Consider the following 13,032-nt stretch of genomic DNA (forward strand, 5'->3'; position numbering starts at 1 on the left):
TGCCGACAACACGCTTATATAAGCCTGTAAATATAAGCATTTCATGGAAACTCTCCTATGGATCAATATTGTTCTCGCTGGGAGAGGTCGCCCCATGGCAGACACCGCAGCACCGCCCGCAGTGGAACGCTCCCTGCGGGGTTTCGTGGGAGCCGGCTACGACAAGGGACGCCCCCTGCTCGTTCAGGCGGCCTGGTTCGCCGTCCTCAATCTGGTCTTCGTCCAATGGTGGTTCCCGGCCAGATGGCGGCCGGCCCTGCTGCGCGCGTTCGGAGCGCGGATCGGCCACCGCGTACTGATCCGGCATCGTGTGCGCGTTCATTGGCCGTGGCGGCTCGAGATCGGCGACGACGTCTGGATCGGCGAGGGCGCCTGGCTGCTGAACCTGGAGCAGATCACGATCGGCAGCAACGTCTGCGTGTCCCAGGGCGCACTGCTGTGCACCGGGAGCCACCAACACCGCCACCGCACCTTCGAGTTCGACAACGGGCCCATCCGCCTGGAGCCCGGCGCCTGGGTCGCGGCGCGGGCCGTCGTACTGCGCGGTGTCACCGTCGGCCGTGGCGCGGTCGTGGGTGCCTCGGCGGTCGCCCACCGCGACGTCGGTCCCGGTGCGGTCGTCACGACCGGAGTCGCGGCATGAGAGTCGTCCACGTGGTGACCCTCGTCAGCGACGACGGAGCCTACGGCGGCCCGACGAGCGTGGCGACAGGGCAGTTGGAGGAGTGCGCGGCGCGCGGCCACGAGGTCACGCTGCTGTCCCTGTGGCGGGGCAGATCCCCGGCACCGGAACGCGTCGGCTCGGTTCCGCTGCGTACGCGCCCGGCGCGCTCCCTGCTCCCGGGGCGGTTCACCGGTCTCATGCACCCCCTGCTCGTCAGGGACTTGTGGCGCTCCATGGGCAGCGCCGACGTGGTGCACATCCACGCGGGGCGCGACCTCGTCTCCATCACCGCGCTCGCGGTGGCCGCGCTGCGGCGGAAGAACTTCCTGGCACAGACGCACGGCATGGTGGAGCCGCGGCGCAGGGCCGTTGTCAGGCTCTTCGACCGCCTGTACGTCCCTCTCCTGCGCCGGGCACGCGGCTGCCTGGTGCTCACCGAGCGGGAACGGCGGGCCGTGGCGGAGGTCATCGGCCCGGACGGTCCGCCCCTGCTGAAGCTGCCCAACGGGGTCCGCCCGGAGCGCGCCGACGGCAAGACGTCCTCCCGGCGCGCCCCCGAGGTGCTCTTCCTCGCCCGGCTGCACCCGCGCAAGCGCCCCGACGCCTTCGTCGAGATGGCCGCGCTCGTCCACCGGAAGATGCCCGACGCCCAGTTCAGTCTGTACGGGGCGGACGAGGGCGCGCTGCCGAGGGTCCGGCACCTCATCGCCGCACACGGACTCCAGGGGGTCGTCACCTACGGCGGCGCGCTGCAGCACGCCGATGCCGTACGGGCCTACGCGCGGGCGGCCGTGTACGTGCTGCCGAGCACCGACGAGCCGTTCGGGATGACCCTGATCGAAGCCATGTCCGCGGGCACCCCCGTGCTGTGCACCCGGAGCTGCGGCATCGCGGAGGAACTGGCGAGCCGTGGGGCGGCGGTCGTCACCGACGGCAGTCCGCGCGCCATGGCCGACGCGGTGTGCGACCTGCTGGCGGACGAGCACAAACGCGCCGCACTCGTGCAAGCGGGTCACCGTGCCGTCGAAGAGGTCTTCTCGATCCATACGGTGGCGGACAGGCTCGAGGGGATCTACCGAAATGCCTGCTCTCCAAACAGCTCTCCAATCAACTCTCCGATCGGCTCTTCAATCACCTGAACGGCTTCCCGTGTACTCGAAGGGGTTCACCACCACCTCGGATACGTTGACGGCCATGGGAAGCGGGCAGACTGCATTGAGTCTTCGGCAGCAGATGAAGCAGATCATCAAGCACCAGGCGGTCGTTGCGAACAGAATTCTCTCTCGTGCGGGGATTCTTGTGACTCCGCGCCACTACTATTCTTCCGCTCCGGATCTGCGCGGTCTCGCAGCCAGCCGTGAATTGTGGCGGGCTCCTTCCCGGCTCCCCGGTCTGCGTATCGATCTCGACGAACAGATCGCGTGGCTCGAGGAAACCTGCAAGCCGTTTCTCGACGAGTACCGGGGAGGCGCGGTCTTCGAGGGGGCGGGCCGGCTCGGACCCGGCTACGGCTATATCGAGGCGCAGGCCCTGCACGGCATTCTGCGCTCACTGGGCCCGAGCCGGTATCTCGAAGTCGGCAGCGGTGTCTCCACGCACATCGCGGTGGAGGCGCTCGCCCGCAACGGCCGGGACGGCCGGCCGGGAACGGTGACCTGCGTCGAACCGTATCCGCGCGACTGGCTGACCTCCGACCCGCGCGTACACCTTCGGCGCACGCCGGTCCAGGCAGTGGATCTGGAGCTGTTCACCTCCCTCACGGCGGGCGATGTCCTGTTCGTCGACTCGTCCCACGTGGTCAAGGCCGGTTCGGATGTGAACTTCCTTGTTCTCGAGGTGTTCCCGCGCCTCGCGCCGGGCGTCGTCGTCCATGTGCACGACATCTACCTGCCGTACGACTACCAGTGCGACCTGCTGGACAGCGTGTTGCACTGGGCGGAGACCTCGCTCGTACGGGCATTCCTGACGCACAACGACCACGCGAGGATCCTCGCGTGCATGTCCCATCTCCACTACGAGCGGCCGGACGGGCTGCGTGTGGTGTACCCGGACTATCGGCCGGCGCCCCATCGCGACGGTCTCCTCGCCGGGGACGGGCACTTCCCGTCCTCGCTGTGGTTCGAAGTCTGCTGACGAGCCGCCTCCGCTTCCGCTGACAAGCCTCCAGACGGGCGTATCGGGCGACTTGGCATCCAGGTATGCGTGGCATATCGGACGGATGTGAGCAAATCTGCCTAATCTACCGGTTGTGTCCCGCCGGCGCCGAGTTCGGCGGGGACGTGAGCGGTCGATCACGCACCGGATCCCGGTTTCTGGAGGAGCTGCCATGAACATGCAGGTGGACGTCGTTGTTGCCGGAGGCGGCGGATTCATCGGCGGTCACCTCGCGGCAGACCTGCTGTCCAAGGGGCTGAAGGTGCGGTGCGTCGACATCAAGCCGCACGACGAGTGGCAGCAACTGCACCACGCCGCAGAGAACATCGTCGCCGACCTGTCGCTCCTGGCGAACGCCCGCGCGGCCGTACGCAACGCCGGCCAGGTGTACATGCTGGCCGCCGACATGGGCGGCATGGGCTTCATCGAGAACAACAAGGCCGCCTGCATGATGTCGGTGCTGACCAGCACCCACATGCTCCAGGCCGCGCACGAGGCCGGCGTGGAGCGCTACTTCTACTCCTCCTCCGCCTGTGTCTACGCCGCGGGCAAGCAGACGGACCCGAGTGTCACCGCGCTGAAGGAGTCGGACGCCTACCCGGCGCAGCCCGAGGACGGCTACGGCTGGGAGAAGCTCTTCTCCGAGCGCATGTGCCGCCACTTCGAGGAGGACTTCGGGTCCACCTGCCGCGTCGCCCGCTACCACAACGTGTACGGCCCCGAGGGCACCTGGACCGGAGGGCGCGAGAAGGCCCCCGCGGCCGTGTGCCGCAAGGTCGCCGAGGCCGTCATCTCCGGTGACCACAGGATCGAGATCTGGGGCGACGGTCAGCAGACGCGTTCCTTCATGTACATCGACGACTGTCTGCACGGCACCCAGATGATCATGAATGGACCCAGCAGCGTCCCGGTCAACCTCGGCTCCTCCGAGCTGGTCTCCGTCAACCAACTGGTCGACATCGTCGAGGAGATCGCGGGCGTCCGCTGCGAGCGCGAGTACCTCCTGGACGCGCCGCAGGGAGTGCGCGGCCGTAACTCCGACAACACGCTGATCCGGGAGCTCTACGGCTGGGAACCGTCGATCGCGCTGGCCGAGGGTCTGGAGAAGACCTACGGCTGGATCTACGACCAGGTGAAGCTCGCTCGCTCCTGATCCGCGACCGGCCGGGAGGGCAGCCGATGAGGATCCTCGTCCACGACTACAGCGGCCACCCGTTCCAGGCCCAGCTCAGCCGTGAACTCGCGCACCGCGGCCACCAGGTCGTCCATTCGACGTGCGTGGCCTACATCTCCGGGAAGGGCAACCTGGCCGAGGAGGAGTCCGACGGGCTTCGCTTCCTCACCATCGGCGACGACACCGTGCTGAAGAAGGACGCCTACGTCAACCGCCTCTTCCAGGAAACCCGGCTGGGCTTCGAGCTGGCCCGGCAGGTGCGGCGCGAGAAGCCGGACGTGGCGATGCTCGGGAACCTGCCGATCCCCACCCTGGTCGTGGCCGCGGCGGCGCTGAAGGCGCTGCGCATCCCGTGGGTGCTGTGGCATCAGGACGTCACCGCCATCGCGCTCAGGAGCTTCGCCGCCGCCGGCGTCTCCAAGCTGATGGGTGTCGCCGCCAGGGTCTTCGAGCAGGGCGAGAAGTGGTCGGCGCGACGCGCCTCGGCGATCGTGGTGATCGCCGACTCCTTCGTGCGGGTCCACCGGGAATGGGGCACCGCCGACAAGGTCACCGTCATCCCCAACTGGGCGCCGCTGGACGAGATCCGCCCCGCGGCCCGCGCCAACGCGTGGTCGGACGAGCACGGGCTCACCGGGGTCAGGACCCTGCTGTACTCGGGCACCCTCGGTCTCAAGCACAACCCCGCCCTGCTCGTGCAGTTGGCCGACCGGCTGCGGGCGCAGGGCGAACAGGTCCGGCTCGTCGTCATCAACGAGGGCCCGGCCGTCCCGGTCATCGAGGAGGGCGCCGCCGCGGCCGGCATCGACGTGACCCTGTTGCCCTTCCAGCCCTATGAGCGGCTGCCCGAGGTGCTGGGCACGGGCGACGTGCTCGTCGTGCTCCTGGCACCGGACGCCGGGGAGTTCTCGGTCCCGTCCAAGACACTGTCCTATCTGTGCGCCGGGCGCCCCGTGCTGGGCCTGATGCCGGCGGACAACCTGGCGGCGAAGCTGCTCCGTGAGGCCGGCTCGGCGGTTTTCCCGCCGGAGGAGTCCTCGCTGGACGGCGCGGCCACGTGGGTCCGCGAGGTCCTCGCCGACCCGGTGCACGCCGAGTCGCTGGGCAAGGAGAGCCGGACGCTGGCCGAGCGGGAGTTCGCCCTCGACGGCTGCGCCTCGCGATTCGAGGAGATTCTGCGGGCGGTGAGTGGTGCTGGTGCCTGATTGAAAGACGCGCCGGCGTCGCCGCGCGAGTTCATTCGGAAATTGCTCCGTCAGGACACCCCAACCGGCTCGCCCGGTGAATCAGGTGTGTGGGCTGCAAAGCCAATCGACTCGGGTCCATTCCATTTGCTCACTCAACGAGGGGTGCAATGCGGGGCAGTCAAGAACGCAGTCTGGCCGCCGTATGCTGCTGGGCCGTCGTACTCATCGCCCTGCTGCCGGGGATGATCCTGCTGTCCGCCCACCCGCGGTTCGGGGCGGCACTCGCGGTGCAGTGTGCCGTCCTGGCACATTCCGGTGCGGCGCTCGCCCGGGTGCTCACCGCCACGTCGGTGCGGCTCATGGCACTCGGCTTCTGGCTGTTCACCTACGTGTGGCTCGGCCTCGCGCCCTTCGCCATGCTCGCCACCGACACCTACCCCCTCTCCTTCCGGACCGGCGAAGCCACGGCGTTCGCCGCCTCCGCGCTGATCGAACTCGGACTCATCGCCTACAGCGGCGGGGTGGCACTCGCCGCCAGACCCCGCAGCACCAGGCCGGTCGTTCTCGAACCGCTGCTGTCCCGCAGGCTCACTCCGGTGCCCGTGCTCCTGCTGTGCGGCCTCGCGCTCGTGTTCGCGATCGCGCTGATTCCCCAGCAAGGCGGGTGGGCCGCCTTCTTCACGAGCAGACAGGCCGTACGACAGACGGGCGCCGCCTCGGAGACGGCGCGGGCGATGAGCATCTGGGCGGTCGCCGTCCCCGCCTTCTGGGGGCTGTTGGGCCTGCTGCACCTGCCCCTGTTGAAAAGGGGGGACCGGTGGTTGCGCAAGGTCCGCTGGATGCTCCTGCCGCTCATGCTCGCGCTGAACGTCGTCGTCAACAACCCCATCAGCAGGCCGCGCTTCTGGGCCGGAACCGTCCTTCTGACCCTGCTGTTCTCCTGGCGCCGGTTCGACAGCCCGCGGGTCTTCCGTGTCACCGCCGCCGCGCTCGCGGCCGTGGTGCTGCTCGTCTTCCCGTACAGCGACTACTTCCGTTACGACCAACGCGAAACCGTCCACGTGGTGCCCCTGTCCGAACAGCTCACCACGGGCATGGACTACGACTCCTATCAGCAGATGCAGACAGGCGTCGACTACGTGGAGGAGAACGGCTTCTCACCGTCGTCCGCGCTGGGTGTGCCCCTGTTCATGGTCCCGCGCTCCGCGTGGCCCGACAAACCGCAGGCCACCGGTGCCGAATTCGCCGACTACGCGGGATACGACTTCAAGAACCTTTCGGCACCGCTGTGGATCGAGGGCTTCCTGTGGGCGGGCGCCCCCTGTGTGGTCGTCGTCTTCCTGCTGCTGGGCGTGGCCTCACGTCGCATGGACGACATCCGGGAACGGCTGCGGGACAGCCGGTCCACGTTGGCGGTTCTGCTGGTCCCGGCCTTCGCCTTCTACCAGCTCATCCTGTTGCGCGGCAGCCTCATCGCCATCGTGGGACCACTGGTGCTGGTCCTGGTCGTCCCTTTGTTGATCACTACCCGCTCCGCCCGGTCGCCCCGGGTCCCTTCACCGGCGCTGCCGCCCCCGATCCCGGGCCATGTGCCGATTCCTGGAAAAGGAGGTATCCGTGACCACTCTCACCAGCCCGGATGACCGTTACGACGAACCGGACCAGCTACGCGACCAGTTGCGTCGCCTGCTGAGGTACCGCGCGATCATCGCACTGGGCATCGTCCTGGGACTGCTCGGCGGACTGGCGCTGGTGCTGTTCCGCGCAGGGACCTACACGGCGACGGCGGAAGTACGCATCCGTTCGACCGCTGACCCGATCAACGCCTTCGGTGTGACCATCGACAACCAGGTGACCATGGGCACCGAGCGGCGGATCGCGCTCAGCAACACCGTCGCGGCCCGTGCGGCGAGGGCGCTGGGGCAACCGTCCCGTGCCGACGCGTTGCCGGCGGACCTGCGGGTCGCGAGCCCGCCGGACTCCCAGGTCCTCAGGTTCGAGTACACGGCGGGCTCCGCGAAGCGGGCGGCCCGGGTGACCAACGCGTTCGCCGCCGCCTACCTCGCCGATCGCGAGGCCAGGATCCATGCCATGGTCAAGCGGATGACCGGTGGGCTGGAGCAGCAGATCGCCGTGCTGGCGAAGCGGAAGACCGCCAAGGGCGACGAGGCCGCGGCCGCCGGTCTGCGGGACCAGACCAGCGCACTGCACAAGCGGATCTCGGACATCAGAACCTACGACACCACCGCGGGCGAGGTGGTGCGCAGGGCCGAACCGCCGGACCGGCCCTCGGGACCGGGCCCCGCCGCGCTCATCGGTATCGGCCTGGTGGGTGGCCTGGTCCTCGGCACCTTCCTCGCCTGGCTGTGCGCCGCACTCGAACCGCGGGCACGCTCGATCGGCGATGTCCGAGGAGCCCTCGGCGCTCCGGTGCTGGGCCTCCTCCCGCCATCCGACCCGGACGGCGAACTGGTGCAGGTCGGCCGGGTCGGCGGCAGCCTCGCGGAGGCCTACCGGGCTCTCGCCTTCCGGCTCCGGCACGACGAGAACCGCACGGCCAGGGGAACCCTCCTGGTCGTGGCACCGAAGCAGGACCGGGCCGCCGAGGCCGCCGCGGTGAACCTCGCCGCCGCGTTCGCCGAGGCCGGTGAGGACGTACTGCTGGTGGATGCGACGGCCGGCAGTCCGGGCCTCTCGGCACGTCTGCGGACAGTGGCCGGCGGTCCCGATGCCGACGCCGAGACGGCCGGGAGCCCCGAGGGCCGGGTCGTCGTCGACGCGGGCACGGCCGGGCGATTCACGCTCTTCCCGTACCGCAGCGGCGGCACCACGACCGACGAAGCCCTGGCGCCCTCCGCGGTGACGCGCGCACTGCCGGACACCGACTCCGGAAGGTCGGCCCTCGTCGTCACTCGGCCCCTGCTCGAGCACACCGACGGGCTGGCGGTCGCCCAGCGCGTGGACGGCGTCCTCGTGGTCGGCGGCCTGGACCGCACCAGGCGCGACGACCTCAAGCAGGTGCGCGATCTGATCAGCTGCTCGGGCGGACACATCGTGGGCGCGGTGCTCGACACCGGCACACCGCGGAGCCGACTGCGCCGAGCCCTGGACGCCGGCCAAGCCCGTCTGCTGACAGAGCTGCGCCGGTTCAGGGCATCGGCCGCGCCCGCCGCCGGGGCCGGGGACCGGCCCGCACCGCCGCATCAGGCCGACGGCGGACCACAGGAGGAGAAGCTCGCCCCGTCGCAGCAGGACGCCTCCACGCAGGACGACACGCTCACCGCCTCGCGATGAGCGCCGCCGGAACGGTTGTTCCCGCCACCGTAGGGACGGCCGCCCGGTGCGGCGTCGCCGCCACCGCGCGAGGCGGGTGGTGGGGCTTCCTCGGTGCGGTGGTCAACGCCACGTTCGGGTACCTCCTGGTCGCCCTGGTCACGCGTGCCCTCGGCGCGCACGGATCGGGGGCCGTGTTCACGGGCGTCGCCGTCTTCACCATCCTCAGCAACACCTGCAAGCTCGGTGCCGACACAGGGCTGGTGCGCTTCGTGTCCCGCGACGTGGCCACCGGCGGCGGCCACCAGGTGAGCGCCCTGGTGCGCAGTGCCGTCGTACCGGGAGCCGCGGCGAGCACGGCGGCCGCGGCGCTGCTGTTCCTGTCGCCGTCGACCGCCACTTCGCTGCTGCCGAACCTCGCACCGCAGGACGCGGTCACCCTGGTCCGGCTCTTCGCGCTGTTCCTCCCCCTGGCCACGGTGTCCCTGATCCTGCTGGGCGCCACTCAGGGCTACGGCACGGTGGTGCCGTTCGTGGGCGTCGAGCAGGTCGGCAAACCGGTCCTGCGCGTGCTGATCGCCGTGCCGGTCGCGTTCCTGACTCCGAGCGTGCTGAGCCTGGCATCCGCCTGGCTCATCCCCTCCATGGCCGGCGCCGTCGCCACCTGGTTCGCGCTGCGCCGGTGCCACCGTACGCACCGCAGACCTCCGACCGGACCCGAAGTGGCCGCTGCCCGCCGGGGATTCTGGGCGTTCGCGGCACCTCGGGCGATCTCCTCCGTGTTCGACATCAGCGCCGTATGGGTGGGTGTCGTCCTGCTGTCGTCCCTGGCCACGAGTGAAGAGGCGGGCATCTACACGGCCGTCGGCCGCGTCATCGTCGCGGCGACTCTGCTCCAGCTCGCCATCCGGCTGGCCGTCGCTCCGGAGATCAGCCGGCTGCTCGCCGTGGACGAGATCGCACAGGCCTGCCACCTCCATCGCATCTCGACGCGCTGGATCGTGTTGTTCTCCTGGCCCCTGCTCGTGCTCCTCACGAGCTTCCCCAAGACGGTGCTCTCGTTGTTCGGCCCGGAGTTCGAGCAGGGGGCGGTTGCCCTGGTGGTGCTCTGTGCGGCCTCGGCGATCAACGTCGGCGTGGGCAACGCGCAGACGGTGCTGCTCATGGCGGGCCGCAGCTCATGGCATCTCGTGGTCACCGGCGCCGCGTTCGCGGTGCAGCTGGCCGTCGGCATCCTCACCGTGCCCCGGTGGGGGGTCCTGGGAGCCGCCCTGTCCTGGGGAGCGGCGATCGTCGTGGAGAACCTCGTCTCCGCCGTCCTGGTGCGACGCCATCCGGGCTTCACGATCGTCGACCGCGGGTACCTCACCGCCGCCGTCGCCGGTCTCTGCCTCACGGGGGCTCTCGTGCTTCCCGTCAGGCTGCTGGCGGGCGACACGGCGGTCGGACTCGCCGTCGGAATCGCCCTGGGAATGTCTGTTTTCAGTATAAGTTTGTCCCGTTTTCGAGCCGCGTTGGGGCTGAGTGAACTGGTCGGCGTGCTCCGTGAGCGCGCCTCGTAAAACCGCCGGAAGACCGAATTCCCTGCAATTCAACCCTCCGCACCCTGTAATTCCGCCCTCTCACCCCGAAATTCCTCCCTCCACCCGGTAATCCACCCTCCGTATCCCTCATCTCCGGGACAGCTCATGCACCTCAGAAATCGCAGGACGAGGATCGGCACCGCGGCTTCCACGGCGGTCTTCCTCGCGGCCACGTCGCTCCTGTCCGCCGGTGCGTCGGCAGCCGACGGCGAGAAGACCATGACCGCCGATCCCTTGCCGACCTGGCAGACGGACGGCATCGTCTGGTCGCTCGAGTACGCACGCGGTGTCGTGTATGTCGGCGGCAGCTTCAGCAAGGTCCGCCCCCCTGGCGCGAAGCCCGGCGAGAAGGAGGTCCCTCGCACGAACTTCGCCGCGTTCGACGCCGCCACCGGCGCGCTGCTGCCCTGCGCCCACTCGTTCACGGGGGGCGAGAACACCGTACGGGCGCTGAAGGCGTCGCGAGACGGCAAGGTGCTCTACGTCGGCGGCTCGTTCGGCAAGGTCGACGAGACCGGCTTGGGCAGCACGGCCGCCATCAACACGGCCGACTGCTCGCTGCGCAAGGAGTTCCGTCCGATCGCCTCGGCGACCGTCCGGGCCATCGAGACCACGGACTCCGCGGTCTACCTGGGTGGAGACTTCACGCTGGTCAACAACCAGACCAGGAACAGCATCGCCGCGGTCAGGCCCGACGGCTCGCTCCTGCCGTTCGACGCGGACATCGACCTGCCGGTCCGGGCCATCGTGGCCGCACCCGAGCACGGGAAGATCCTGGTCGGCGGTGACTTCGTCGAGGTGAACGACAACCTGATCCACGCCCTGGTCGCTCTGCATCCTTCGACCGGCGCGACGCTGTCAGAATTCCCGCTGTGGCTGCCGGCCAGATCGGTGGTGAAGGCACTGACACGCGACGAGAACAACTTCTACGTGGCGGCGGAGGGCAGGGGAACCGGCGTCTTCGATGGCCGTATCGCCGGACGTCTGTCCGACAACGCGATGCTGTGGAAGGACAACTGCCGGGGCGCCACCCAGGCCGTCGCCGTGCACAAGGGCGTCGTCTACAGCGGATCCCACGCCCACGACTGCGACGCCACCCCCGGGGGTTTCCCCGAGCACGAGGGCGGAAACCGGCAGCACCTGCTGGCCCAGTCGGCCCGGGACATGCACATCCAGCACTGGTTCCCCGACACGAACGGAGGAACCGGTGAGGGGCAGGGGCCCCGAGTACTGGAAGTGGCCGGCGAGATCCTTTGGGCCGGTGGGGAATTCACCACCGTCAACGAAAAGCCGCAGCAGAGCCTGACCCGCTTCGCGGCCGCCCCCGACACCGGAACCCCCGAAGCGGCTCCCACGCTCACGGTCAAGGAGAACAAGGCCGGCAAGGTCACGCTCGGCTGGCGCACCGCCTGGGACCGGGACGACGCGGAGCTGACGTACCGGATCTACCGTGACGGCGTCCTCGTGGCCTCGCCGAAGCAGCGCTCCGTCTGGTGGAACCGCCCCGACATGACGTACACGGACTCCGTCGCACCCGGCTCTCGCCACACCTACCGGATCGCCGTCACCGACGGCAGGAACACCTCGCCCAGGTCGGAACGGCTCAATGTGACCGCTGCCGCCGGGGGGCAGTGATGGGAGAACGTCTCGGTTACGCGCCGGGCGTCTTCGACCTCTTCCACGTGGGCCATCTCAACATCCTGCGCCGGGCCCGGGAGCACTGCGACCGACTCGTCGCGGGTGTCTGCTGCGACGATCTGGTCGTGCACCTGAAGGGCAGGCCCCCCGTCGTACCGCTCTCCGAGCGAATGGAGATCGTCCGCAGCATTCGCTACGTCGACGAGATCTATGTGGCGACGGTGAGCGACAAGATCGAGATCTGGAAGGAGGTCGGTTTCGACGTCATCTTCAAAGGTGACGACTGGCTCGGAACCGACGTCTGGAAATCCCTCGAGACGGAATTCGCGAAGGTCGGTGTGGACGTCCTCTACTTCCCCTACACCGCCCAAACCTCGAGCACTCTGCTACGCCGCGCCCTCGACCTCCTGACCTTGGCGAACCGCCCCGGTCCGCCATCAGGTCAGTTCCCGGAACCACTTCACAAGGAAGGCGCCCGCGAACAGGACGTGGGCTACGAGCAAGGCGCAGTAGACGCCGAGAAAGAGGTCCTGATCAGCCAGGAATAGGAAGCTGACACAGACCATGCCGTAGTCGACGGGAAGAAGGACCACGGCCCGCAGCGTCGAGGGCGGCGCCGGCGCGGCCACTCTTCCCGTCTGCCGCTTCAGCTTCTCGGTCAGGATCCCGCCGAAGAGGATGACGACGGCCGCCAGCTGGAAGGCCATGGGCACGACGAGGAAGGCGTCGCCGGACAGGTCGAAGAAGCGGTAGAACGACACCAGCACCGCCATGTGAACGCCCATGATCTTGACGGTGTCGACAACGTGGTCCAGCCACTCGCCCCGGGCGCTCTCCGTGCTCCGGCTGCGTGCCAGCTGTCCGTCCGCCGCGTCGAGGGCGAAGCCCAGCGCCAGTGCCGCGAACACCATGACCGCCATCACCGGCGAGGGCGGCAACAGCGCCACGGCCGCCAACGCCGGGAAGGTGAAGCAGGCGCCGAGGACGGTCACCTGGTTCGGGGTGATCTCGCTGCGATAGGCCATCGCCGCCAGCATGCGGCCGGCCGGTCGATTGACGAATCGGGTGTAGAGGGAGACCCCCTTGGAGGACTTCTGGGCTGCCGACAGGTGCCTGTACACGTCGAAGATTTCCGACATTCCGTCCTCTTTATGTGCAGAGCGTAGAATATCGGTAATTGTCGCATGCGGGGGTGCCTGTGCTGATCATTGAGGGCTTCCGTGCGGTCGACCGAAGAGCGGTGGGCGGAGCGGGTGGACGGGGGCGCGCGGAGGGCCCGCGTTTGACCTGCGTCACTCCCGGGGTATCCTCTCCGGCTCGATTGGCCAGCCCCCTGCCCCGTATGGCAGACTAGCGGGG

At 68.9% G+C, this 13,032-nt stretch carries 10 protein-coding genes and 1 pseudogene; 10 read left to right on the forward strand and 1 reads right to left on the reverse strand.

The features are described from left to right. Window positions 1-94: 94 nt before the first annotated feature. From ABD932_RS24050 to ABD932_RS24095, 10 genes and pseudogenes are all read left to right on the forward strand, one after another. The gene (locus tag ABD932_RS24050; protein WP_345015602.1) at window positions 95-643 is read left to right on the forward strand and encodes an LbetaH domain-containing protein; all 549 of its coding nucleotides are present in this window, start codon (window positions 95-97) and stop codon (window positions 641-643) included. After that, window positions 640-1,803: a glycosyltransferase gene (locus ABD932_RS24055; RefSeq protein ID WP_345015603.1), complete on the forward strand. Its 1,164-nt coding sequence runs from the start codon at window positions 640-642 to the stop codon at window positions 1,801-1,803. Before ABD932_RS24050 ends, ABD932_RS24055 begins: the two co-directional genes overlap by 4 nt. Window positions 1,804-1,858: 55 nt before the next feature. Next, window positions 1,859-2,797 (forward strand): class I SAM-dependent methyltransferase, encoded by a 939-nt coding sequence (locus ABD932_RS24060; RefSeq protein ID WP_345015604.1) that lies wholly within the window; start codon window positions 1,859-1,861, stop codon window positions 2,795-2,797. Between the two features lie 193 nt (window positions 2,798-2,990). Further along, window positions 2,991-3,971, forward strand: a complete 981-nt coding sequence (locus tag ABD932_RS24065; protein WP_345015605.1) for an NAD-dependent epimerase/dehydratase family protein — start codon at window positions 2,991-2,993, stop codon at window positions 3,969-3,971. A gap of 26 nt (window positions 3,972-3,997) precedes the next feature. After that, entirely contained in the window at window positions 3,998-5,197 is a 1,200-nt protein-coding gene (locus ABD932_RS24070; protein ID WP_345015606.1) for a glycosyltransferase family 4 protein, read from the forward strand. Window positions 5,198-5,346: 149 nt separating this feature from the next. Further along, entirely contained in the window at window positions 5,347-6,822 is a 1,476-nt protein-coding gene (locus ABD932_RS24075) for a hypothetical protein (RefSeq protein ID WP_345015607.1), read from the forward strand. Next, window positions 6,797-8,473 (forward strand): hypothetical protein, encoded by a 1,677-nt coding sequence (locus tag ABD932_RS24080; protein ID WP_345015608.1) that lies wholly within the window; start codon window positions 6,797-6,799, stop codon window positions 8,471-8,473. Before ABD932_RS24075 ends, ABD932_RS24080 begins: the two co-directional genes overlap by 26 nt. Continuing rightward, complete coding sequence (locus ABD932_RS24085) at window positions 8,470-10,014, forward strand: oligosaccharide flippase family protein (protein ID WP_345015609.1); 1,545 nt, start codon at window positions 8,470-8,472, stop codon at window positions 10,012-10,014. The genes ABD932_RS24080 and ABD932_RS24085 overlap by 4 nt, the downstream gene beginning before the upstream one ends. Before the next feature lie 126 nt (window positions 10,015-10,140). Then, on the forward strand, window positions 10,141-11,670 hold the full coding sequence (locus tag ABD932_RS24090) for a fibronectin type III domain-containing protein (RefSeq protein ID WP_345015610.1): 1,530 nt from the start codon (window positions 10,141-10,143) through the stop codon (window positions 11,668-11,670). Beyond that, a pseudogene (locus tag ABD932_RS24095) lies at window positions 11,670-12,119 on the forward strand (FAD synthase family protein); the annotation flags it as partial. The gene ABD932_RS24090 and the pseudogene ABD932_RS24095, both read left to right, overlap by 1 nt. Here ABD932_RS24095 and ABD932_RS24100 read toward each other — a convergent pair. Beyond that, window positions 12,111-12,812, reverse strand: coding sequence for a CDP-alcohol phosphatidyltransferase family protein (locus ABD932_RS24100; protein WP_345015611.1), 702 nt, complete (start codon window positions 12,810-12,812; stop codon window positions 12,111-12,113). The pseudogene ABD932_RS24095 and the gene ABD932_RS24100 sit on opposite strands and share 9 nt — an antisense overlap. Window positions 12,813-13,032 lie beyond the last annotated feature (220 nt).

The organism is Streptomyces shaanxiensis (genome assembly GCF_039537145.1).
Taxonomy (GTDB): domain Bacteria; phylum Actinomycetota; class Actinomycetes; order Streptomycetales; family Streptomycetaceae; genus Streptomyces; species Streptomyces shaanxiensis.

What these genes read in the sequence shown, in the direction of transcription:
- ABD932_RS24055 (WP_345015603.1), top strand. Translation starts at nt 640, where the DNA reads ATGAGAGTCGTCCACGTGGTGACCCTCGTCAGCGACGACGGAGCCTAC.
- ABD932_RS24090 (WP_345015610.1), top strand. Translation starts at nt 10,141, where the DNA reads ATGCACCTCAGAAATCGCAGGACGAGGATCGGCACCGCGGCTTCCACG.
- ABD932_RS24060 (WP_345015604.1), top strand. Translation starts at nt 1,859, where the DNA reads ATGGGAAGCGGGCAGACTGCATTGAGTCTTCGGCAGCAGATGAAGCAG.
- ABD932_RS24065 (WP_345015605.1), top strand. Translation starts at nt 2,991, where the DNA reads ATGAACATGCAGGTGGACGTCGTTGTTGCCGGAGGCGGCGGATTCATC.
- ABD932_RS24085 (WP_345015609.1), top strand. Translation starts at nt 8,470, where the DNA reads ATGAGCGCCGCCGGAACGGTTGTTCCCGCCACCGTAGGGACGGCCGCC.
- ABD932_RS24050 (WP_345015602.1), top strand. Translation starts at nt 95, where the DNA reads ATGGCAGACACCGCAGCACCGCCCGCAGTGGAACGCTCCCTGCGGGGT.
- ABD932_RS24100 (WP_345015611.1), bottom strand. Translation starts at nt 12,812, where the DNA reads ATGTCGGAAATCTTCGACGTGTACAGGCACCTGTCGGCAGCCCAGAAG.
- ABD932_RS24070 (WP_345015606.1), top strand. Translation starts at nt 3,998, where the DNA reads ATGAGGATCCTCGTCCACGACTACAGCGGCCACCCGTTCCAGGCCCAG.
- ABD932_RS24075 (WP_345015607.1), top strand. Translation starts at nt 5,347, where the DNA reads ATGCGGGGCAGTCAAGAACGCAGTCTGGCCGCCGTATGCTGCTGGGCC.